We start from the raw sequence: 18,980 nt of genomic DNA, 5'->3' as shown, positions 1-18,980 counted from the left end.
TGGGCGGGCCGGTTCCAGCCCGATGACGATCGTCGGTCTCACCGGCTCGATCGGCATGGGCAAGTCGACGGTGGCGAAGATGTTCGCCGACGAAGGCGTCCCCGTCTTCGACGCCGATGCGGTGGTGCATCGCCTTCAAGGCCCGGAGGGCGCGCTGGTGGCCGGGATCGAGGCGCATTTTCCGGGAACGACCGGACAGGAGGGCGTGGACCGCACGGCCCTCGCCGAGGCGGTGCTCGGCGAACCCGAGGCCTTACTGCGGCTCGAAGCTCTCATTCATCCGGCGGTCGCGCGCGAGCGGGAGGCGTTCCTTGCCGAGCACGTCCGCGCTCCGCTGGTCTTGCTCGATATCCCCTTGCTGTTTGAAAAAGGCGGCTGGGACAAGGTCGATACCATCGTCGTCGTATCGGCCCCCGCCGAGGTTCAGCGCGCGCGGGTGCTGGTCCGGCCCGGAATGACCGAGGAAAAATTCGACAGGATCGTCGCGCTCCAGACGCCGGACGCGGAAAAAAGGGTGCGCGCCGATTTCGTCGTCCCGACCGGGGGCCCCCTGGACGAAACGCGCGCGGCGGTGCGCGCGATCATCGCTTGTCTGGGGGGCGGGACGGGCCGATAAGGAGGTCATGCGCGAAATAGTTTTCGATACCGAGACGACGGGCCTCAGCCCGCTCGCCGGCGACCGGATGGTCGAGATAGGCTGCGTCGAACTGGTCAACCGGGTCGAGACCGGCCGCACCTTCCACGCCTATTTCAACCCGGGCCGGCCAATGCCCAGCGAGGCGCAGGCGGTGCACGGCCTCAGCGACGTCTTCCTCGCGGACAAGCCCGGCTTCCACGATCTGTGCGAGGATCTGCTGGAGTTCATCGGCGACAGTCCGCTGATCGCGCATAATGCGAGCTTCGATTTCGGATTCCTCAATCACGAGCTGGGCGCGTGCGGCCGTGCGCTGGTCTGCCTGTCGCGGATGATCGATACGCTGGCGCTGGCGCGCACCCGGCACCCCGGCGCCAAGCACAGCCTCGACGCGCTCTGCACCCGCTTCGGCATCGACCGTAGCCTCCGGATCAAGCATGGCGCGCTGATCGACGCGCAATTGCTGACCCAGGTCTATATCGAGCTGACCGGCGGCCGGCAGATCGGCCTGTCGTTGAACGTCGAGGCTGCCGCGACCCCCGCCTCGGCCAGCCTGGAGGCCGCGCCGATCGTCCTCGCGGTGCGTCCGCCCCGGCCGCATCGGGCGTCCGACCAGGAGCTGGAGCGGCATGCCGCATTTGTAGCCGCGCTCGTCGATCCCATATGGCACCGGCTGGAGGGGCGCGGTTGACGGCGAGCCGATGCGCGGCCTATCGGGCAGCCAAATAGAACTGGAGAATATGATGGAAATCCGGGTCTCTGGTCATCAGGTCGATACCGGCGAGGCTCTCAAGCTGCATGTCCAGCAACGATTGAACGCCATCGCCGATAAATATTTCGAGCGAGCGATCTCCGCCAATGTGACTTTCGGCAAGGGGCCCCACGACCACGCCTTCACCTGCGACATCGTCGCCCATGTGATGCAGGGCGTGATCCTGAAGGGATCGGGCCAGGCGGCCGAGGCCCATCCGGCGTTCGACCAGGCGGCCGACCGGATCGAGAAGCAGCTGCGCCGCTACATGGGCCGGTTGAAGGACCGCCACGGCGCGACGCCGGTCGAGGCGCTCGCCGAAATCGCGTCCGACGCCGCCTACACGGTCTTCGCGGGCTCCGGCGAGGAAGCGATCCCTGCCGACAATCCGCCGATCGTCGCCGAAACCCGCGTCGACATCCCCGACGCCAGCGTTTCCGACGCGGTCATGCTGCTCGATCTTCGCAACACCAACGCCTTGCTCTTCCGCAACAGCGGTTCGGGCAAGTTTAACATGGTCTACCGGCGAGGCGACGGCACGATCGGCTGGGTCGAGCCGCAGCGCGACTAGCCTTCCCGCGGGTGGGGCTCGCGGTTTCCTTCAGGATCAGAGCGGGTGCTTTCGCGCCCATACCGGTGCACATATGAGCGATCTTTCCGATTTTCTGGCCGCCGACAGCGTCGATGCGGCGATGACCGTCGCCAACAAGAAGGCTCTGTTCCAGCAAATGGCGGCGGCCGCTTCGCGCAAGACCGGAATCCCCGCCAAGACCATCGTCGCCAGCCTGAACGAGCGCGAGCGGCTCGGCTCGACCGGCTTCGGCGGCGGCACCGCGATCCCGCACGGGAAGATCGAGGGGCTCGACCATATGTTCGGCTTCTTCGCGCGGCTCACCGCGCCGATCGAATTCCAGGCGGTCGACACGCTGCCGGTCGACCTTGTCTTCCTGCTTCTCTCGCCGGTCGATGCCGGCGCCGATCATTTGAAGGCGCTGGCCGGCGTCAGCCGCGCGCTTCGCGACCGCGCGACCGCGGCCAAGCTGCGGGGCGCGCGGTCGAAGGATGCCCTTTTCGCCTTGCTGGCCGGGGCGGAAGCCCGTGACGCGGCCTGACGATCAAGAAGCGGCGGGCGCGGCCGCCCATTTCCGCGCACTCGAATCGCTCTATCGGCGCGCGCCGGTCAACGCCTTGTTCGATTCAGATGTGGAGATCGAGGAAGGCTTCGCGCGCATCCGCTTCACCGTCGACGAGCGCATCCACCACGCCGCCGGCGCCGCTCATGGCACGCTCTATTTCAAGATGATGGACGACGCGGCCTTCTACGCCTGCAACAGCCTGGTCACCGACCGCTTCCTGCTCACCACCGCCTTCAACCTCCACTTCACCCGCCCGCTCCGATCGGGGCCGGCCGTCGCCGAGGGGCGCTGGGCGAGCGGCAAGCGGCGGGTCTTCGTTGCCGACGCGCGGCTGATCGACGCCGAAGGCGAAGAAGCGGCGCGCGGCACCGGCACCTTCATGCGCTCGCGCATCCCGCTCACCAGCCTCGACGGCTATAGCGCCTGATGGAGGCGCGCCTCGCCACCTCGGTCCTGGTCACCGCCCTGATGCGGCGGGCCGAATCGGAAGGAGGCTTCGCCGCGATTCTCTCCAAGGGCGATTCGACCGCCGGCGCGGTGATCGTGATCCTGGCGGAGAAGGGCAGGAACGCGCGGATCCTGGAGCGGATACTGACTCCGGAGGGGCATTATTCGTGGCAGGATGTCGGAGGGCAAGCGGTGGGCAACGAAGAAGAAACGGAAAAGTTCCTGGCCCGGCGCCGCAAATTCGACCCCGACATCTGGATTTTGGAACTGGATATCGCGTCTCAGGAACGGTTCGCCGACGAAATGAACGCTTTCGATTGACTCTGCTGCGCCGCACAAACAATTCCGCCGCAGCACTTTTGCTCGGGAGCGGGGGGCCGCGAAACATGCCGGTTTGATGGGCATGCGGCCACGCAAGTCGGGGGGAAGATCAGGAACGTCCTAAGTCGGACCTTCCGCCGATCGACTCACCGCAATCGTCAGAGACTGAATGTTTTCTCGTGTTCGTGCCGCCGGCTATGCCGCGGTCGCCATCAGCATGGCCGCCTCGGCGGCCTTCACCGCACCGTCCTTCGCGCTGGACGTCAATGAAGCGCCGATAACCTCCACCTATATCGATCATGCCGCCGCCAATCTGGACGGCAGCGATCTCGCCTCCAACCCGCAGGGGGAGGCGACGCTCGCCCATGACGTGGATTTCTCGACCCCGGTCGCCACCCATGCGGTCGCCGCGGTCATTCCGTCTTCCATCCAGCCCGGCGAGGCCGACACGCGCTCGCTGCGCGACCTGGTCGCCGCTTATGCCGAAACAGACACCGACAACGCGGAGCAGGAATGCCTCGCCAGCGCCGTCTATTTCGAATCGAAGGGCGAGCCGCTCGAGGGCCAGCTCGCCGTCGCCGAGGTGATCATCAACCGCAAGGAATCCGGCCGCTTCGCCGGGACCTTGTGCGGCGTCGTCAAGCAGCGCGGCCAATTCTCGTTCGTTCGCGGCGGCCGCATCCCGTCGGTGCCGAAGGCCAGCGAGGCCTGGCGCAAGGCGGTCGCCATCGCCCAGATCGCGCAAGAGGATATGGCCGACAGCGCCGGATCCTCGGCCCTGTTCTTCCATGCCGATTATGTGCGGCCCAACTGGCGCGGCCTTACCCGCGTCGCCGCCGTCGGCAACCACATCTTCTATCGTTAAACCGGGCTCCCGGCTTCGTGACAAGGCCCGTCCTCCCCAGCGGAGGGCGGGCCTTTTCATGGCTTCCCTTCCCTCTGTTCTCTTTTCATTCTAATCTGGCGTCATGGCGTCCGCCCCGATTCCCGACCGCTGCTTCGCGGATGAACCTCTCATCGCGCGGGATGTGGCGCGCGGCGTCGCGAGGCTGTTCTTCCGCCAGGACATGTTCGGATTGTGCGAAGTGCCGCTGCCCAACGGGCGGCGGGCGGACATGATGGCGATCGATGCCAGGGGGCTGCTCACCATCGTCGAGATCAAGGTGTCGCGCGCGGACCTGCTCGGCGACCAGAAATGGCCGGATTATCTCGATTATTGCGATCGATTCTTCTGGGCGGTACCGGCCGGCTTCGCGCTCCCTCTGCTCGATCTCGAAACCTGTGGCCCGGACCTGTCTGGCCTGATCGTCGCCGACCGCTACGACGCCGCGATCGTCCGCGACGCACCGATGCGAAAGCTCGCGGCGGCGCGTCGCAAGGCGGAGACCTTGCGATTCGCCCGGCGTGCGGCGCGGCGACTGACCGGCGATCTCGACCCAGGGCTCGCGGGCCTGGATTAGAGACTGATAGGACTTGGTCCGTCATTGCGAGCAAAGCGAAGCAATCCTGACGAACGCAGAGAGAAGCTGGATTGCTTCGTCGCTACGCTCCTCGCAATGACGTCCTGCTAAAGCACGGGGCCGGAAACTTCCCGCTTCGGCTTCGTCGCGCCTTCTTCCAGCAATCTGACGATTCCGGCCGAGCGGTTGTCGCGTTTGGCGTAATCGAGCGCGGAATAACCGGCGACATTGTCGGTATGCGCGGGATTGGCGCCGGCGCCGACCAGCAGCCGCACCATTGGCAGGTCGCGGCGGTGCACCGCCAGGATGAGGGGCGTTTCGCCGCGATTGTTCGCGAGGTCGACGCTGGCGCGGGTGCCGAGCAGCACCTGCGCCCCCTCGACCCAGCCGATCTGCGCGGCGAGCGCGAGCGGCGTGTCGCCCTGGTCGTTCTGGAGGTCTACCCTGGCGTCCTTGCCGAGCAGGAAGCCGAGCCAGGTGAGATCGCGTTCGCGCACGATGATATGGAGCGCGCCGTCGCCGGTATCGCGTTCGGTGGAATTGATGATGACGGAGCCGGGTGTCGCGACGAGGTTCGTCGCCGCCGCCCCGTCGCGATCCTTGACCGCCTTGAGGAAGGCGTAGCCGTCCGAGACTCTCTGGGCCGCGGCGGGCGCCGCCACCAGGCTGAAGGCGATGGCGGCTCCCCAAAGGGCGCTGAATTTACGGCTCACGTGCATTTCCCCGCTATGTCGGCTTGATCCCGGGGTCATAGCAAAGCAAGGCTGGAGGCGCCATGAACGAAAACCGCTTCCTCGCCCTCGCCGCTTTGCTTTTGTCCCTGATCGTCGGCGCCTGCTCGCCCCAGCCGAGCGAAAGTCCGCCGCTCCAGGGCGCGTCGATCGGGGGACCGTTCACACTCACCGACCAGGACGGCCGACAGGTGAGCGACACCGACTTCGCCGGCCGCTACCGGCTCGTCTATTTCGGCTTCACTTATTGCCCGGACGTCTGTCCGGTCGATCTGCAACTGATCGGACAGGGCCTGCGCCAGCTCGAGAAGGAGGCTCCGGCCGTGGCGGCGAAGGTGCAGCCGATCTTCATCACCGTCGATCCCGAGCGCGATACGCCGGCGGTGCTGAAGGAGTTCGTCGCCGCGTTCCACCCGCGCCTGATCGGCCTCACCGGAACGCCCGAGCAGATCGCTGACGTGGCGAAGAGCCATGGCGTCTATTATATGGAGGAGCCGACCCCCGGCACGGACGGCTATCTCGTCAACCATTCGCGCATCGCCATGCTGTTCGGGCCGCAGGGCGAGCCGATCGCCATCGTCCCGCACGACCAGGGAGTCGAGGCCTTCGTCGAGGAGCTGAAGACTTGGGTGAAATGAGCGAACGCTTCTGGGAGAAGCCGCTGGCCGAGCTGAGCCGGGCCGAGTGGGAGGCGCTGTGCGACGGCTGCGGCAAATGCTGCCTGCACAAGGTCGAGGACGAGGATACCGGCCAGATCCATCCGACCAATATCGCCTGCAAGTTGCTCGACCGGGCGACCTGCCGCTGCTCGCATTACAAGGGACGCAAGGCGCTGGTGCCCGATTGCGTACGGCTGACACCCGAAAAGGTCGGTTCGCTCTCCTGGCTGCCTTCGACCTGCGCCTATCGCCTTCGCGAGGCGGGCGAGCCGCTGCCCGATTGGCATTATCTGGTCAGCGGTGACCGGGAGAGCGTGCACGCCGCCGGCATGTCGGTGCGCGGCTGGACGGTGGCCGAGGACGAGGCGGGCGATCTCGAGCACCACCTCGTCGACCGTGAACTCTGAGCTGCGTTTCGAGGCCGGCGGCATCAGCGCCGGCCTGATCGTCAAACCTTCGGCGCGCGCGCGGGTCCTGCGGCTGCGGGTCGATCCGCGCACCGGCGCGGTCATGCTGACGGTGCCGCGCGGCGTGTCGCGGAAAAGGGCGCTCGACTGGGCGGCCGGGCAGCGCGCCTGGATCGAGGCCGCGCTCGCCGACGTGCCGCCGCCGGTGGGGATCGCCGATGGCGGCGAGCTTCCGCTCTACGGCCTGCCCCACAGGATCGACTGGCGCCCGGATGCCGCGCGCACCGTCCGGATCGAACCGGGGCGCATAGTGACCGGCGGACCGGCCGAGACGCTGGAGCCGCGGCTGCTGCGCTGGCTGCGGCGGCACGCCGGCATCGTCCTCGATCGCGAGACTCGCGAGTATGCTGGCAAGGCGGGCGTGACGGTGGCGCGGGTGGGCGTCGGCGATCCGCTGTCGCGCTGGGGGAGCTGCTCCGAATCGGGCGCGATCCGCTACAGCTGGCGGCTCATCCTGGCGCCTGAATGGGTGCGCCGCGCGACCGTGGCGCACGAGGTGGCGCACCGCGTCCATATGAATCACGGCCCGGAATTCCACGCCCTCGTCCAGACTTTGTTCGAAGCCGATCCGAAGCCGGCGCGATCATGGCTGCGGCGGAACGGCGCCTCTCTCCACCGGCTCGGCCGGCGGAACTGACTGGCGCTGCTGCGGCAGCGGCGGCAAACTCCCCTGCCTTCGGGGCGGCGGCGGCGGTTCGCGCGGCGGCGGACGGTCGCGGCCGACGGCGCGGTCGAGCCAGTCCTGATCCAGCTGATCGTCCCGCGACGAAGGGTCGGCAAGGCCGGGATCGACGGTCCCCGGCTCCGGGAAGGGCAGGCCAACACCGGGCGGCGGGCCGAGCGGATTGCCATTCTCGTCGACCATCATGTACTCGTCCGGCGCTTCGAACCAGACCTCCTCGTCGGGCTCGATCTGCCAGTCCGGCAAGGCCACTTCGATCTCGAAATTCTCGACAGACCTGTCGGCGACCGCCTTGACCATGAAATCGTGGAAGGCGCCGGCCGGCGCGCGGCCGCCCTGGAGGCCGGGCAACGCCTTGGCGTCGTCGCGGCCCATCCAGACGCCGGTCGTGAGGCCGCTCGAAAAGCCGATGAACCAGCCGTCCTTGTTGGAACTGGTCGTGCCGGTCTTGCCGGCGACGGGCCGGCCGATCTGTGCGGCGCGTCCGGTCCCGGTCATCACCGCGGCCTGGAGCAGGTCGGTCATCTGCGCGGCCACCCAGGGGGCGACCAGCACCCGCGATTCGTCGACCTGATGCTCGTAGAGCAATTCGCCCTCGGCCGTGGTGACGCGGCGGATGCCATAGGGAACCACCGCCACGCCCTTCTGCGCGACGGAGGCGAAGGCGCGAGTCATGTCGATCAGCCGCACGTCCGACGTGCCGAGCACCATCGAAGGGTGGGTATTGACCTCGGTGGTGATGCCGAAGCGCTGCGCCATGTCGGCGACGGTGCGGAAGCCGACCTCCTGGCCGAGCTTGGCGGCGATGGTATTGATCGACCGGGCGAAGGCCTCGCGGATCGTCACCGCGCCCGAATGGCTGCGGCTGCTGTTGCGCGGCGTCCAGCCGTTGATCGTCACCGGCTCGTCGACGACGACGTCGCCCGGCGCATAGCCGGCTTCGAGCGCGGCGAGATAGGTGAACAATTTGAAGGACGAGCCCGGCTGGCGCGTCGCCTGGGTGGCGCGGTTGTAGAGCGAGGTCACATAGTCGCGGCCGCCGACCATCGCCCGCACCGCGCCGCCGCGGTCGAGCGCGACCAATGCGCCCTGCGCTCCGGCGGGCGTGTTGGCGTTGATCGCCTGATCCGCCGATCGCTGCATGTCGAGATCGAGCGTCGTCCAGACATCGATTGGCGCCACCGTCTCGTCGATCAGCATGTCGAGCTGCGGCAAGGCCCAGTCGGTGAAGTAGCGGACGCTGTTCTGCTTGGGCGTCGGCACCAATTTAACCTCGGCCGGCGCCGCCGCGGCCGCTTCGGCGGCGCTGATCGTGCCGTTCTCGCGCATCAGGCCGATCACCACCTCGGCGCGGTCGCGGGCGGCTTCGGCGTCGGCGGTCGGCGAATAATTGGACGGCGCCTTGACCAGGCCGGCGATGATCGCGGCCTCGGACAGGCTCAATTCCTCGGCGCTGTGCCCGAAGAAGCGGCGGGATGCGGCGTCGATGCCATAGGCGCCGCCGCCGAAATAGACGCGGTTGAGGTAGAGTTCGAGTATCTGCTCCTTGGAGAAGCGGCGTTCCAGCGCCAGCGCCAGGATCGCTTCCTTGACCTTGCGGCCGAAGGTGCGGTTGTTGGTGAGGAAGATGTTGCGGGCGAGCTGCTGGGTGATGGTCGATCCGCCCTGGACCCAGGAGCCGCGGTCGACCCGCACCTTGACCGCGCGGGCGATGCCGATCGGATCGACGCCGGGATGCGATTGGAAACGCCGGTCCTCGACCGCGATCATCGCCTCGCGCATGATCGGCGGAATCTCATTGTAGCTCAGCCATTCGCCGAAGCTGGGTCCGAGCGATACGATAACGGTGCCGTCATTGGCGCGGACCCGGATCATCTGGCCGAGATCGTCGCGGCGGATGAGCTCCTGATAGCTTGGCAGCTGGCTCATCGCGATGCTGACCGCGACGACCAGGGCGACGAGGCCGACCACGGCCGCATAAGCGCCTATCTTGAGGAGGGTGACGAACGTCCGCTTGACGGGAGAGGAAGCTTTACTGGCCATTGGGCTCCACCCGATAGGGCCAGACACGCGGCCTCACAAGAAGAAGGCGACGAGGCGCGCCCGAGGGGCGCGGCGCGGGCGATGAAAGTCGTCTGGCGCGACTTGGCGGAGGGGGATGGGCAGGCTCGGGCGCGCTCCTTGGCGGAGTTTCGACGGCGCCCTCGCTCCGCCCGCTATCGTCAACGTCCGAATTCGACCTGATCGAAGATTGTTAGGGTCACGCCCTATTGAAGTTTTGCACGGTTTTCCAACTCGCCCACCAGCTTCTCCAGTGCCCGCTTCGCACTTCGACGTTCCTCATCAGTCGGACAGCTTATGAAACGAATGCTGGATCTATTGTCCTCGATACGATCTTGAGTTTCCAGCACCTGCTCTCTGCCAATTTCCCCCTCCAACCAAGGCTTGAGCGGCTCCAGACGGAGATGTAGTTCAAATGTGTCAGCAGCACCGCACCGCGAGGACACGAAGCCAATCATGAGCGCCTCCTCGTAGATGGCACTGGTCGATCGGGTAGACATTCCTGACACACAGGCTCCCGAACTTGCCGCCAGGCCTATGATCATCAGATACTTCATAAAAACGAGGCATAACGACCCAAACGCGTTTGGCAAACGAACCTAGCACCTTTGTGAGCGACTGGGGCCTCCAACCAGGTCATTACATCGGCATCCTCAGCTCCTGAAAACACGTATTGCGGACATTTCCCACAAGCCTAGTCTGGCCGGAGGAGGAGAGCCGATGGGGACGCTTTTAATTTGGCTTGTCGTGCTTCTGCCAATATTTGGACCTGCCATCACGCTGACAAGGAAAGGGCGCTCACTTTGGGTGTGGGGAGCAGCGCTCATTGGCGCCTATTGCCTCTTCCTTACTCCTCCGATGCTTGGGGTTGTCGAAGGCGCGAGTGAGCCGGGGGATGGCGGCGGAAAGATGCTGATCTATTTCATCGCCGTACTGGTTGGCGTGTTCGTAAACGCCGTTGTGCTTCTCTACAAAGTCGGTAGCTCGATCTTCCACACCGACGGATACGGGCATTAGGCGAACGTCCGCATTCCAGCCAATCGGACGTTCTGGAGCGCGCCGGCTCTGGCGTCCGCATTCACCTGCGTGACCGGGAATGGGGAGGAGCGGCGCAAATCCTGCCACTTTCAGATTCTGGTGCGGTCGAGAAGACTCGAACTTCCACGTCCTTTCGGACACAACGACCTCAACGTTGCGCGTCTACCAGTTCCGCCACGACCGCACTTTGAAAAACCGCCGGAATCGCCCCGGCGGTCGGTAGGCGCGTGCCTCTAGCAAAGCCGCTCCGCCGACGCAATGGCCGCGATTCCGCCGTCAGTAGAGGAACATCGGCATGCCTTCGACGCGCATCAATTTGGCGCGATACGTGGCGCGGTCGTAGAGGCCGGAGACGTCGACCGATTTCTTGCCGTGGAGCAGGGTGTCGATCGGCACATGGCTGTAATTGCCGTCCGCCAGGGTCACCATCCGCGCCGTCTCGCCCCTCGCCAGCAGCTGGACGGCGAGGCCGCCGAACGCGAACCCGACCATGCGGTCCATCGCGTCGGGCTCGCCCGCGCGCATCAGATAAGCGAGTTCCTGGTTGACGACGCCGCTGCCCAGGCGAGCGGAAATGGCCTGGCCGAGCCGGTGACCGATGCCGACATCGCCGCGCTGGCTGGCCGATCGGGACAGATCGTCATCCTCGCCGCCGTCGCCCTTGATCGAAGCGCCTTCGGAGATGACGCACATGGCGTAATGCGCCGGGTTCGACGCCTTGTCCTCGGCGAGAAGGGGCAGGAGGATGTCGAGGTCGGCCGGCACTTCGGCGATGATCGTGCGGTCGACCTGGGCGAGGAAGCCGGCGAGCAACGCGGTCTCGCCGCTCCGCCGGCCGAACAATTCGACCACTCCGATCCGCTCATGGCTCTCGACGGTCGTGCGCAGCGCGTTGATCGCCTCGACCGAGCGGCTGACCGCCGTCGAGAAGCCGATGCAATAATCGGTGCCGAAGACATCATTGTCCATCGTCTTGGGGACCGAGATGACGGGCATTCCCCGCGCGGCGAGGTGGGCGGAGAAACGCAGAGTGCCATCGCCCCCCAGGGTGATCATCGCGTCGATGCCGAGCTTTTCCAGAACGTCGAGGACATGGGCCGTGCTGTCGCCCCTGGAGACGGTGCGGGGATCGACGCGCGACGTGTGGAGGATGGTGCCGCCCATCCGGTCGATGCCGCGCACGCCTTCGCGGGAAAGCGGCAGCGTATTGGCGTCGACCGTTCGGGGATCGGCGGGGTCGATGGCGAGCACGCCTTCCCAGCCGCGCCGGAAGCCGATCACCTCCCAGCCCAGATCGTCGGCGTTGAGGGTGATCGAGCGGATGCACGGGTTGAGCCCCGGCACGTCACCGCCGCCGGTGAGGATCCCGATGCGCATTCAGGAGGGTTGGCCGAAGCTGAGGTTCAGCGCCTTGGCGCCGCGCGGCACGTCGACCTCGGCGCTGTTGAAGGTGGCGCTCGCTCCCGGCGGAAGCTCGGCCACCGGCGCGGAGATCGCCCAGCCATAGACCAATCGGCCCTGGCCGTCGCGGAGCTCGGCCTGGATTTGCGGGACGCGCTGGATCTGCTCGGTCGGATTGACGATGCGGCCGGACACGGCGAGCAATTCATTGCCACTTTCCATCAGCCGCCGCTCGGGCGTGCCGACGACCTCGATCCGCAGCGGGCTCGTGCCGGCCTGGCCGACCGCGGCCGAGCCGTTGGAGAGGCCGGGAATGCCGAAATAGGAAATGGCCGCCACCGCCGCGAGCATCAGGACGGCCGCGGCGATCGCCGCCATCGTCCACATGCGGGCCGGGTTGCGGCGCGGCTGGAAATCATCGTCGGCATAGGAATCATATTCTTCGGCCGGCGGAGCCGGTTCGGGCTCGGCGACCGCGACGACCGGAGCGGGGACTACCGGAGCGGGCGCGCGCTGAGCCGCCGGAGCATCCCCGGTCGGTCTCGGCGCGGCGGAGCGGGGAGGCGCCGGCTCCTGGAACCAGCTGGTCTTGCACGCGGCACAGCGGACCTGGCGCCCGGACGCTCCGATCGCGCCATCCGGGACGACATAACGTGTGTCGCAGGCGGGACAGGAAAGGATCATCTCGTCGTACAGGCCCCTACGCTCTGGTGCGCCGGCGAATCTAAGCACGTCCGGGGCGTGGGGCGCAAGTAAATGCCGTGTTTACGGGCGCCTGTCCGCCATGCCATGGCTTGGCCGTGGTGGGACCCAAGCAGCGGAGGCGGATCTGAGCGCGGCGACGAGCATCGTCCAGTTCGACAATGTCGGCCTGCGCTACGGCACGGGCGCCGAGACGCTGTCCGATTTGAGTTTCTCGCTCCGCCAGGGCGGATTCTACTTCCTCACCGGGCCGTCGGGCGCCGGCAAGACCTCCTTGCTGAAATTGCTCTATCTCGCCCAGCGGCCGAGCCGCGGGCTCATCAAGCTGTTCGGCGAGGATATCGTGACCATGCCGCGCAAGCGCCTGCCCGGCTTTCGCCGCCGGATCGGCGTCGTCTTCCAGGATTTCCGTCTCGTCCACCATCTGTCCGCGTTCGACAATGTCGCGCTGCCGCTCAGGGTCGCCGGCGTGGAGGAGCGCGATCTCGAGACGCCGGTCGGCGAGATGCTATCCTGGGTCGGGCTTGGCCACCGCGCCAGCGCCCGGCCGGCGACCCTGTCGGGCGGCGAGCAGCAGCGCGTCGCTATCGCGCGCGCGGTCATCGCCCGGCCCGAATTGCTCGTCGCCGACGAGCCCACCGGCAACGTCGATCCGGACATGGCCAACCGCCTCATCCATCTCTTCGATGCGCTCAACAAGCTCGGCACGACGGTCGTGGTGGCCACGCACGACGTCCATCTCATCTCCCGCGTCGGACGCGCCGACATCCTCCGCCTCGATCGCGGCCAGATCGCCGATCCGACCGGCGCGCTTCGCCATCCGCCGCGCGCGGCCGACGCATGAGGGGCGGCATTCGCAAGTTCGGCGCGGCCGACCGGCGGCTGCTGCCGGAGGGCAGGCTGTCGGGGCCGATGCCCTGGGTGATCGCGATCATGATGTTCCTGACCGTCCTCGCCGCCGCCGCCGGCCTCGGCCTCGGCCACGCCGCCGCCAGCCTCGACGCGGATGTCGGAAACCGGATCACGGTCCAGATCGTCGAGGCCAATCCCGACCGGCGGGACGCCGAGGCAGCGCGCGCCGAGGCGGTGCTTCGCGATTTTCCGGGCGTCGGGATGGTGCGCCGGGTTGGCGAGGCGGAGATGGAACAATTGCTCGAGCCCTGGCTCGGCGAAGGCGGCCTCGAAGCCGATCTCCCGATCCCGGCGATGATCGATGCCGAGCTTTCGTCCGAGGCTTATGGCCGGCTCGAAGCGCTCAGCCGCGCGGTGGCGGCGGTAGCGCCCTCGGCCCGCATCGACGAGAACGCCCAATGGCTGGCGCCGCTCGCCAGCCTGATCGAGGCCCTCAAGCTGCTCGCGCTCGGCCTCGTCCTGCTGATGATCGGCGCGACGGCGGCGACGGTGGTGCTCGCCGCCCGCGCCGCGCTCGACACGCATCGCGGCACGATCGAGGTGCTGCACCTGATGGGGGCGACCGATGTCCAGGTTGCGCGGCTGTTCCAGCGCCGGATCGCGCTCGACGCGCTGTTCGGCGGCCTCATCGGCCTGGCGGCGGCGGCTTTGGTCCTGCTCGTCATCGGCGACCGGGTCGGCAGGCTGGGGTCGGAGCTGCTCGGCTCCGCCGGCCTGCCGCTGGCCAGCTGGCTGATCCTCGCGTCGCTGCCGGTCGCCGGGGTACTGCTGGCGATGCTGGTTGCCCGGACCACGATTTTGCGGGCATTGGGCAGGCTGTTATGATCAGCCGCGCTTTGTCCTTCCTCATCCTCGTCTATCTGTTCGGCTACGCCTTGTTCGTCGTGCTGCTGCCGCGGCCGGCGGACGACCGCCGCACCGACGCGATCGTCGTCCTGACCGGAGGCGCCGGGCGGATCGAGCGGGGCCTCGACTTGATCGAGCGGGGACGGGCGGACCGGATGCTCATTTCGGGCGTCGCGCGCACCGTCCGGCCGGTCGAGCTCGCCGCCCAATATGATGCCGAGGAAAGATTGTTCGACTGCTGCATCGACCTCGGCCGCGAATCGGTCGACACCCGATCCAACGCGGTGGAGACGGCGCGCTGGCTGGAGCGGCGCAAGCTCAATACGGTGCGGCTGGTGACCACCGACTGGCACATGCCGCGCGCCGAGTTCGAGCTGTCGCGGCAGGTGGGAAGCGAAATCGACATGTTCGGCGATGCCGTGGAGAGCAACCCCAGCTTCCGCCAGCTCTTCACCGAATATAACAAATATCTGCTGCGCCGCGCAGCCGTGTTTGTCGGCATCTGATGCGCGCGGCTCGATCGGCATTGTTCGCGCTCGCTTTCTATTTGGGGACGGCGGTGGCGGTGCTGCTCGCTTTCCCGGCGGCGGCCATCGGCGGCGGAGCGCTGCCTGCGGTCATCCATGGCTGGGCGCGCTGGCACCGCGGGTGCGCGGCTTTACTCCTCGGCATCCGCTCCCGCGTCGAGGGGACGGTGCCTCGCGGAACGGCGCTCGTCGCGGCCAAGCACCAGTCGATGTTCGAGACGATCGAGATATTGCTGGTCCTCGACCGGCCGGTGGTGGTGATGAAGCGCCAGCTCACCGACATTCCCGGCTTCGGCTGGGTGGCGCGGCGCTATGGCGTCATTCCGATCGACCGCGAAGGCGGCGCCGCGGCGCTGCGGCGGATGCTGAAGGCCGCGCAGGCGGCGGTCGCACAAGGCCGGCCGATCGCCATCTTTCCCGAGGGCACCCGCGTCGCGCCCGGCGAGCAGCCGCCGCTCCAGCCGGGATTTGCCGGCCTCTACCGTTCGCTGGGGCTGCCGGTGGTCCCGATCGCGCTCGACAGCGGCCGATTGTGGCCGCGCGGCGAATTCGCCCGGCGGCCGGGGGTGGTGACGATGCGCGTCGGGGAGACGATTCCGCCGGGCTTTCCCCGCCGCGACGTCGAAGCGGAGGTCCACCGGGCGATCAACGCGCTGGAGCCCTAATCGCGCAGCTTCGCGCCGGCCTTTTCGGCCGCGGCAACGATCCGCCCCGAAATCCCTTCCAGCTCGTCGTGGCTGAAGCTCTTCTCGCCCGGCTGGAGCGTCACCTCCACCGCCAGCGACTTGCTGCCTTCGGCCACGCCCTGCCCGGTGAAGACGTCGAACAGGCCGACGCCGACGATCGCCGCCTTGTCGGCGCCCCGAACCGCGCGGATCAGCATATCGGCCGGCATGTCGAGGGGCAGCAGGAACGCGAAGTCGCGCTTGACCGCCTGGAGAGAGGGTGGGGCGAAGGCAGCGCGCATGTGGTCGGCGCCGCCGCGCCTTTGCGGAACGGCATCGAGGAATATCTCCGCTGCAACGACCGGACCGTCGAGGTCGAAAGCCTTGAGCGTCGCCGGGTGGAGTTCGCCAAACTCGGCCAGAGCGTTCTTGGGACCGAGGCAGAGGCGCGCGGAGCGGCCCTGATGATAGACTCCGGAGGCGCCGCCCAGCACCTGGAGATTGCCGACCGGCGCGCCGCCGGCGGCGAGAATGGCGAGCGCCTCCGCCTTGGCATCATAAGCCTCGAAGCTCCGGCTCCGTCCCGTGCGCCAGCCGCGCGGGTCGCGGTCGCCGGCGAGGACGAGGCCGAGCGTCGGATGCTCCCGGTCGCCGAGATAGCGGCGTCCGACCTCGAACATGCGGACGCTTTCCGCGCCCCGGTCGATGTTGCGCCGGGCGGCGGCGAGCAGGCCGGGCAGGAGCGAGGGCCGCATCGCCTTCATCTCCTCGCTGATCGGGTTGGCGAGGATCCAGTCGGCGCCGCCGAACAAGGCGGCCTCGGCCTCGCCGATGAAGCTCCAGGTCACCGCTTCGTGGAGGCCGCGAGCGGCGGCGGCGCGGCGGACGCGGCGCTCGACGAGCTGCTCCGGAGTGGCGGTCGGCCTGGCGACGCCCTCGGCGCGGGGCAGCGGCGTCGAAGGCACGCTGTCGAGTCCTTCGATGCGGACCACCTCCTCGACGATATCCGCCGAGCCGATGACGTCACGGCGCCATGAAGGCACCGCGATTTTCCACGGATGTCCGCCGTTCACGCCGAAGCCGAGACGCGCCAGAATGTCCTTCTGGCGGTCTTCGGACACGGCGACGCCGGCCAGCTCGGCCGTGTGTCCGGGACGATAATCGACCGTCCTCTCCGCGCGCGGAGGCTTGCCGGCGCGGACGATCTCCGACGCCTCGCCGCCGGCAAGCTCGATCGCCATCCGCGTCGCCAGCGCGAGCCCGGTTTCCAGGAATTCCGGATCGACGCCGCGCTCGAAACGCGTCCGCGCATCCGAGGTGAGGGCCAGCTTCTGGCCGGTGCGGGCGATATGCTCCGGGTCGAAATAGGCGCATTCGATGAGGATGTCGGTGGTCGCTTCGGTCACACCCGAATGCTCGCCGCCCATGATGCCACCGATATCGTGGACCTGGGCGTTGTCGGCGATCACGGTCATCGTCGCGTCGAGGATGTAGCTCTTGCCGTTGAGGGCCAGCACTTCCTCGCCGTCCCGCGCGCGGCGGGCGACGATCGCGCCATCCAGATGGGCGAGGTCGTAGACGTGCAGCGGCCGGCCGTGGCTGAGCATGATGTAGTTGGTCATATCGACCAGCGCGCTGATCGGCCGCTGGCCAACCGCCTTCAGCCGTTGCTGCAGCCAGGCGGGAGAGGGGCCGTTGCTGACGCCGCGTATGACGCGGCCGTAGAAAGCGGGGCATCCTTCAATATCGTCGGTGCGAATCTCGATGGGACAGGGAAAGGCGCCGGCGATTTCATGCGGCTCGACGGCCTTCAGCGTTCCCAGCCCGGCGGCGGCGAGATCGCGGGCGATGCCGTGGACGCCCATGCAATCCTGCCGATTGGGCGTGATGGCGACGTCGATCACCGGATCGTCCAGCCCGCGCCAGGCGGCGAAGCCCGCGCCGACCGGGGCATCGGCGGGAAGCTCGATGATGCCGTCATGTTCCTCGCCCAGCTCCAGCTCGCGGACCGAGCACATCATGCCGCGGCTCTCGACGCCGCGAATGGCGGCGATTTTCAGCGTGAGATCGCTCCCCGGCACGTAGGCGCCGGGGCCGCCGAACACGCCCTTCAGGCCCGCCCGCGCATTGGGCGCTCCGCAGACGACCTGCACCGGCTCGCCCGCTCCCGTGTTCACGGTCAGCACCTGCAACTTGTCCGCCTGCGGATGCCGCTCGGCCGTCAGCACCTCGGCGACGACGAAGGGAGCGAGCTTCTCGGCCGGATTCTCGACACCCTCGACCTCCAGGCCGATGCCGGTCAGCGTCTCGAGGATCGTCTCAAGGCCGGCATCCGTCTCCAGATGTTCCTTCAGCCATGACAGGGTGAACTTCATGCGCCCACTCCTCCCGAAAGCGTGGGCACGTCCAGGCTCTGGAAGCCGTAATGTCTGAGCCACCTCAAATCGCCGTCGAAGAAGGCGCGCAGGTCGTCCATGCCGTATTTGAGCATGGCGAGCCGGTCGATGCCGCAGCCGAAGGCGAAACCCTGCCATTCGTTCGGATCGAGGCCGCAGGCTTCGAGCACCCGGGGATGGACCATGCCCGAGCCCAGCACCTCCATCCAGCCTTCGGAACCGCCGATCACCCGGCGGCCCTTCTCGACCGAGTAACCGACATCGACCTCGGCCGACGGCTCGGTGAACGGAAAATAGCTTGGGCGGAGGCGGAGCACGATGTCGTCGCGCTCGAAAAAGGCCTTGAGGAAGGTCTCAAGCGTCCATTTGAGGTGGCCCATATGGATGCCGCGGTCGATGACGAGGCCCTCGACCTGGTGGAACATCGGCGTGTGGGTGGCGTCGCTGTCGGATCGGAAGGTGCGGCCCGGCGCGATGATCCGGATCGGCGGCTCTTGCGACTGCATCGTCCGGATCTGCACCGGCGAGGTATGCGTGCGGAGCAGCATCCGGCGCCCCTCCGCATCGTGCCTGTCGAAATAGAAAGTGTCGTGCATCGCCCGGGCCGGGTGGGTCTCGGGGATGTTGAGCGCGGTGAAATTGCGCCAGTCATCCTCGATCTCCGGCCCGGTCGCGACCGAGAAGCCGAGATCGGCGAAGATTTCGGCGAGCTCGTCCATCACCTGGCTCACCGGATGGACGCTGCCTTGCTCGCCGATGCTGACCGGCAAGGTCATGTCGAGCGTCTCGGTGGCGAGCTTGCGTTCGAGCTCGGCGGCTTCCAGCCCGGCTTTGCGCACGCCGATCGCGTCGGTCACGGCCTCGCGAAGGGCGTGGATCCGCGGCCCTTCCGCCTGGCGTTGTTCTGGCGTCATTCCGCCGAGGCTCTTGAGGAGCGCGGTCACCGCGCCTTGCTTGCCGAGCGCGGCCACCCGCTCGGATTCGAGGCTCGAAAGATCTGGTGCGCCTTGGATCCGCCGCAGCCAGTCGCCGCTCATCTCTTCGAGAGTCTGTGTATCGCTTGCCATGGCCCGCCCCTAACGGAGAAATCCTGGCCTTTGAACCCACCACCGTTCGCCCTGAGCCTTGTCGAAGGGCTTTCATT

General features: G+C 67.3%; 23 protein-coding genes and 1 tRNA gene. 16 read left to right on the top strand and 8 right to left on the bottom strand.

Annotation, left to right across the window (positions count from 1 at the left end; genetic code table 11):
- Positions 1–22 precede the first annotated feature (22 nt).
- From coaE to ACFQRC_RS08670, 8 genes are all read left to right on the top strand, one after another.
- A complete protein-coding gene (coaE, locus tag ACFQRC_RS08705) occupies positions 23–616 on the top strand; it encodes a dephospho-CoA kinase (protein ID WP_379960114.1) in 594 nt (197 codons plus the stop codon).
- Positions 617–623: 7 nt separating this feature from the next.
- Positions 624–1,325, top strand: coding sequence for a DNA polymerase III subunit epsilon (dnaQ, locus tag ACFQRC_RS08700; protein ID WP_379960112.1), 702 nt, complete (start codon positions 624–626; stop codon positions 1,323–1,325).
- A gap of 10 nt (positions 1,326–1,335) precedes the next feature.
- Positions 1,336–1,956 (top strand): ribosome hibernation-promoting factor, HPF/YfiA family, encoded by a 621-nt coding sequence (hpf, locus tag ACFQRC_RS08695; protein WP_379960110.1) that lies wholly within the window; start codon positions 1,336–1,338, stop codon positions 1,954–1,956.
- Between the two features lie 73 nt (positions 1,957–2,029).
- A complete protein-coding gene (locus tag ACFQRC_RS08690; protein ID WP_379960108.1) occupies positions 2,030–2,497 on the top strand; it encodes a PTS sugar transporter subunit IIA in 468 nt (155 codons plus the stop codon).
- Positions 2,484–2,948 (top strand): PaaI family thioesterase, encoded by a 465-nt coding sequence (locus tag ACFQRC_RS08685; protein ID WP_379960105.1) that lies wholly within the window; start codon positions 2,484–2,486, stop codon positions 2,946–2,948. The genes ACFQRC_RS08690 and ACFQRC_RS08685 overlap by 14 nt, the downstream gene beginning before the upstream one ends.
- Positions 2,948–3,289: a DUF1491 family protein gene (locus ACFQRC_RS08680; protein WP_379960102.1), complete on the top strand. Its 342-nt coding sequence runs from the start codon at positions 2,948–2,950 to the stop codon at positions 3,287–3,289. The genes ACFQRC_RS08685 and ACFQRC_RS08680 overlap by 1 nt, the downstream gene beginning before the upstream one ends.
- A 169-nt stretch (positions 3,290–3,458) precedes the next feature.
- A complete protein-coding gene (locus ACFQRC_RS08675; RefSeq protein WP_379960099.1) occupies positions 3,459–4,154 on the top strand; it encodes a cell wall hydrolase in 696 nt (231 codons plus the stop codon).
- Positions 4,155–4,257: 103 nt separating this feature from the next.
- Positions 4,258–4,749, top strand: a complete 492-nt coding sequence (locus ACFQRC_RS08670; RefSeq protein ID WP_379960097.1) for an MmcB family DNA repair protein — start codon at positions 4,258–4,260, stop codon at positions 4,747–4,749.
- 107 nt (positions 4,750–4,856) lie between these two features.
- Here ACFQRC_RS08670 and ACFQRC_RS08665 read toward each other — a convergent pair whose 3' ends face one another.
- Positions 4,857–5,462, bottom strand: coding sequence for an ankyrin repeat domain-containing protein (locus tag ACFQRC_RS08665; RefSeq protein WP_379960094.1), 606 nt, complete (start codon positions 5,460–5,462; stop codon positions 4,857–4,859).
- Positions 5,463–5,524: 62 nt separating this feature from the next.
- Here ACFQRC_RS08665 and ACFQRC_RS08660 point away from each other — a divergent pair, with 62 nt between their 5' ends.
- From ACFQRC_RS08660 to ACFQRC_RS08650, 3 genes are read left to right on the top strand one after another with little or no spacing between them, the layout of a single operon-like run.
- Positions 5,525–6,118 (top strand): SCO family protein, encoded by a 594-nt coding sequence (locus ACFQRC_RS08660; RefSeq protein ID WP_379960091.1) that lies wholly within the window; start codon positions 5,525–5,527, stop codon positions 6,116–6,118.
- Positions 6,115–6,546 (top strand): YcgN family cysteine cluster protein, encoded by a 432-nt coding sequence (locus ACFQRC_RS08655; RefSeq protein WP_379960089.1) that lies wholly within the window; start codon positions 6,115–6,117, stop codon positions 6,544–6,546. The genes ACFQRC_RS08660 and ACFQRC_RS08655 overlap by 4 nt, the downstream gene beginning before the upstream one ends.
- Positions 6,536–7,243, top strand: a complete 708-nt coding sequence (locus ACFQRC_RS08650) for a M48 family metallopeptidase (protein WP_379960087.1) — start codon at positions 6,536–6,538, stop codon at positions 7,241–7,243. The genes ACFQRC_RS08655 and ACFQRC_RS08650 overlap by 11 nt, the downstream gene beginning before the upstream one ends.
- Here ACFQRC_RS08650 and ACFQRC_RS08645 read toward each other — a convergent pair.
- A complete protein-coding gene (locus tag ACFQRC_RS08645) occupies positions 7,190–9,331 on the bottom strand; it encodes a transglycosylase domain-containing protein (protein ID WP_379960084.1) in 2,142 nt (713 codons plus the stop codon). The two genes, ACFQRC_RS08650 and ACFQRC_RS08645, sit on opposite strands and share 54 nt — an antisense overlap.
- A gap of 224 nt (positions 9,332–9,555) precedes the next feature.
- The gene (locus ACFQRC_RS08640; protein WP_379960081.1) at positions 9,556–9,894 is read right to left on the bottom strand and encodes a hypothetical protein; all 339 of its coding nucleotides are present in this window, start codon (positions 9,892–9,894) and stop codon (positions 9,556–9,558) included.
- 175 nt (positions 9,895–10,069) lie between these two features.
- On the opposite strand from ACFQRC_RS08640, the gene ACFQRC_RS08635 reads away from it, so the two are divergent.
- Complete coding sequence (locus ACFQRC_RS08635) at positions 10,070–10,366, top strand: hypothetical protein (protein WP_379960079.1); 297 nt, start codon at positions 10,070–10,072, stop codon at positions 10,364–10,366.
- Positions 10,367–10,484: 118 nt separating this feature from the next.
- On the opposite strand, the gene ACFQRC_RS08630 is transcribed toward ACFQRC_RS08635, so the two are convergent.
- The 3 genes from ACFQRC_RS08630 to ACFQRC_RS08620 form a co-directional block, all read right to left on the bottom strand.
- A tRNA-Leu gene (locus ACFQRC_RS08630) sits at positions 10,485–10,571 on the bottom strand.
- A 92-nt stretch (positions 10,572–10,663) separates the two neighbouring features.
- The gene (locus ACFQRC_RS08625; RefSeq protein WP_379960077.1) at positions 10,664–11,764 is read right to left on the bottom strand and encodes a 6-phosphofructokinase; all 1,101 of its coding nucleotides are present in this window, start codon (positions 11,762–11,764) and stop codon (positions 10,664–10,666) included.
- Positions 11,765–12,472 (bottom strand): zinc-ribbon domain-containing protein, encoded by a 708-nt coding sequence (locus ACFQRC_RS08620; RefSeq protein WP_379960075.1) that lies wholly within the window; start codon positions 12,470–12,472, stop codon positions 11,765–11,767.
- A 163-nt stretch (positions 12,473–12,635) separates the two neighbouring features.
- Here ACFQRC_RS08620 and ftsE point away from each other — a divergent pair, with 163 nt between their 5' ends.
- From ftsE to ACFQRC_RS08600, 4 genes are read left to right on the top strand one after another with little or no spacing between them, the layout of a single operon-like run.
- On the top strand, positions 12,636–13,334 hold the full coding sequence (ftsE, locus tag ACFQRC_RS08615) for a cell division ATP-binding protein FtsE (protein WP_379960421.1): 699 nt from the start codon (positions 12,636–12,638) through the stop codon (positions 13,332–13,334).
- Entirely contained in the window at positions 13,331–14,227 is an 897-nt protein-coding gene (locus ACFQRC_RS08610; protein WP_379960073.1) for a cell division protein FtsX, read from the top strand. Before ftsE ends, ACFQRC_RS08610 begins: the two co-directional genes overlap by 4 nt.
- A complete protein-coding gene (locus ACFQRC_RS08605) occupies positions 14,224–14,754 on the top strand; it encodes a YdcF family protein (protein ID WP_379960071.1) in 531 nt (176 codons plus the stop codon). Before ACFQRC_RS08610 ends, ACFQRC_RS08605 begins: the two co-directional genes overlap by 4 nt.
- The gene (locus ACFQRC_RS08600; RefSeq protein WP_379960069.1) at positions 14,754–15,440 is read left to right on the top strand and encodes a lysophospholipid acyltransferase family protein; all 687 of its coding nucleotides are present in this window, start codon (positions 14,754–14,756) and stop codon (positions 15,438–15,440) included. The genes ACFQRC_RS08605 and ACFQRC_RS08600 overlap by 1 nt, the downstream gene beginning before the upstream one ends.
- Here the strand turns inward: ACFQRC_RS08600 and pheT are convergent.
- A complete protein-coding gene (pheT, locus tag ACFQRC_RS08595) occupies positions 15,437–17,815 on the bottom strand; it encodes a phenylalanine--tRNA ligase subunit beta (RefSeq protein WP_379960067.1) in 2,379 nt (792 codons plus the stop codon). The genes ACFQRC_RS08600 and pheT overlap by 4 nt on opposite strands.
- Positions 17,812–18,903: a phenylalanine--tRNA ligase subunit alpha gene (pheS, locus tag ACFQRC_RS08590; protein WP_379960065.1), complete on the bottom strand. Its 1,092-nt coding sequence runs from the start codon at positions 18,901–18,903 to the stop codon at positions 17,812–17,814. Before pheS ends, pheT begins: the two co-directional genes overlap by 4 nt.
- Positions 18,904–18,980: the final 77 nt, after the last annotated feature.

It is taken from the genome of Enterovirga sp. GCM10030262, from assembly GCF_042666435.1.
Taxonomy (GTDB): Bacteria; Pseudomonadota; Alphaproteobacteria; order Sphingomonadales; family Sphingomonadaceae; genus Allosphingosinicella.
Note: the sequence above shows the minus strand (reverse complement) of the source record. Positions and strands in the feature narration are given on the sequence as shown.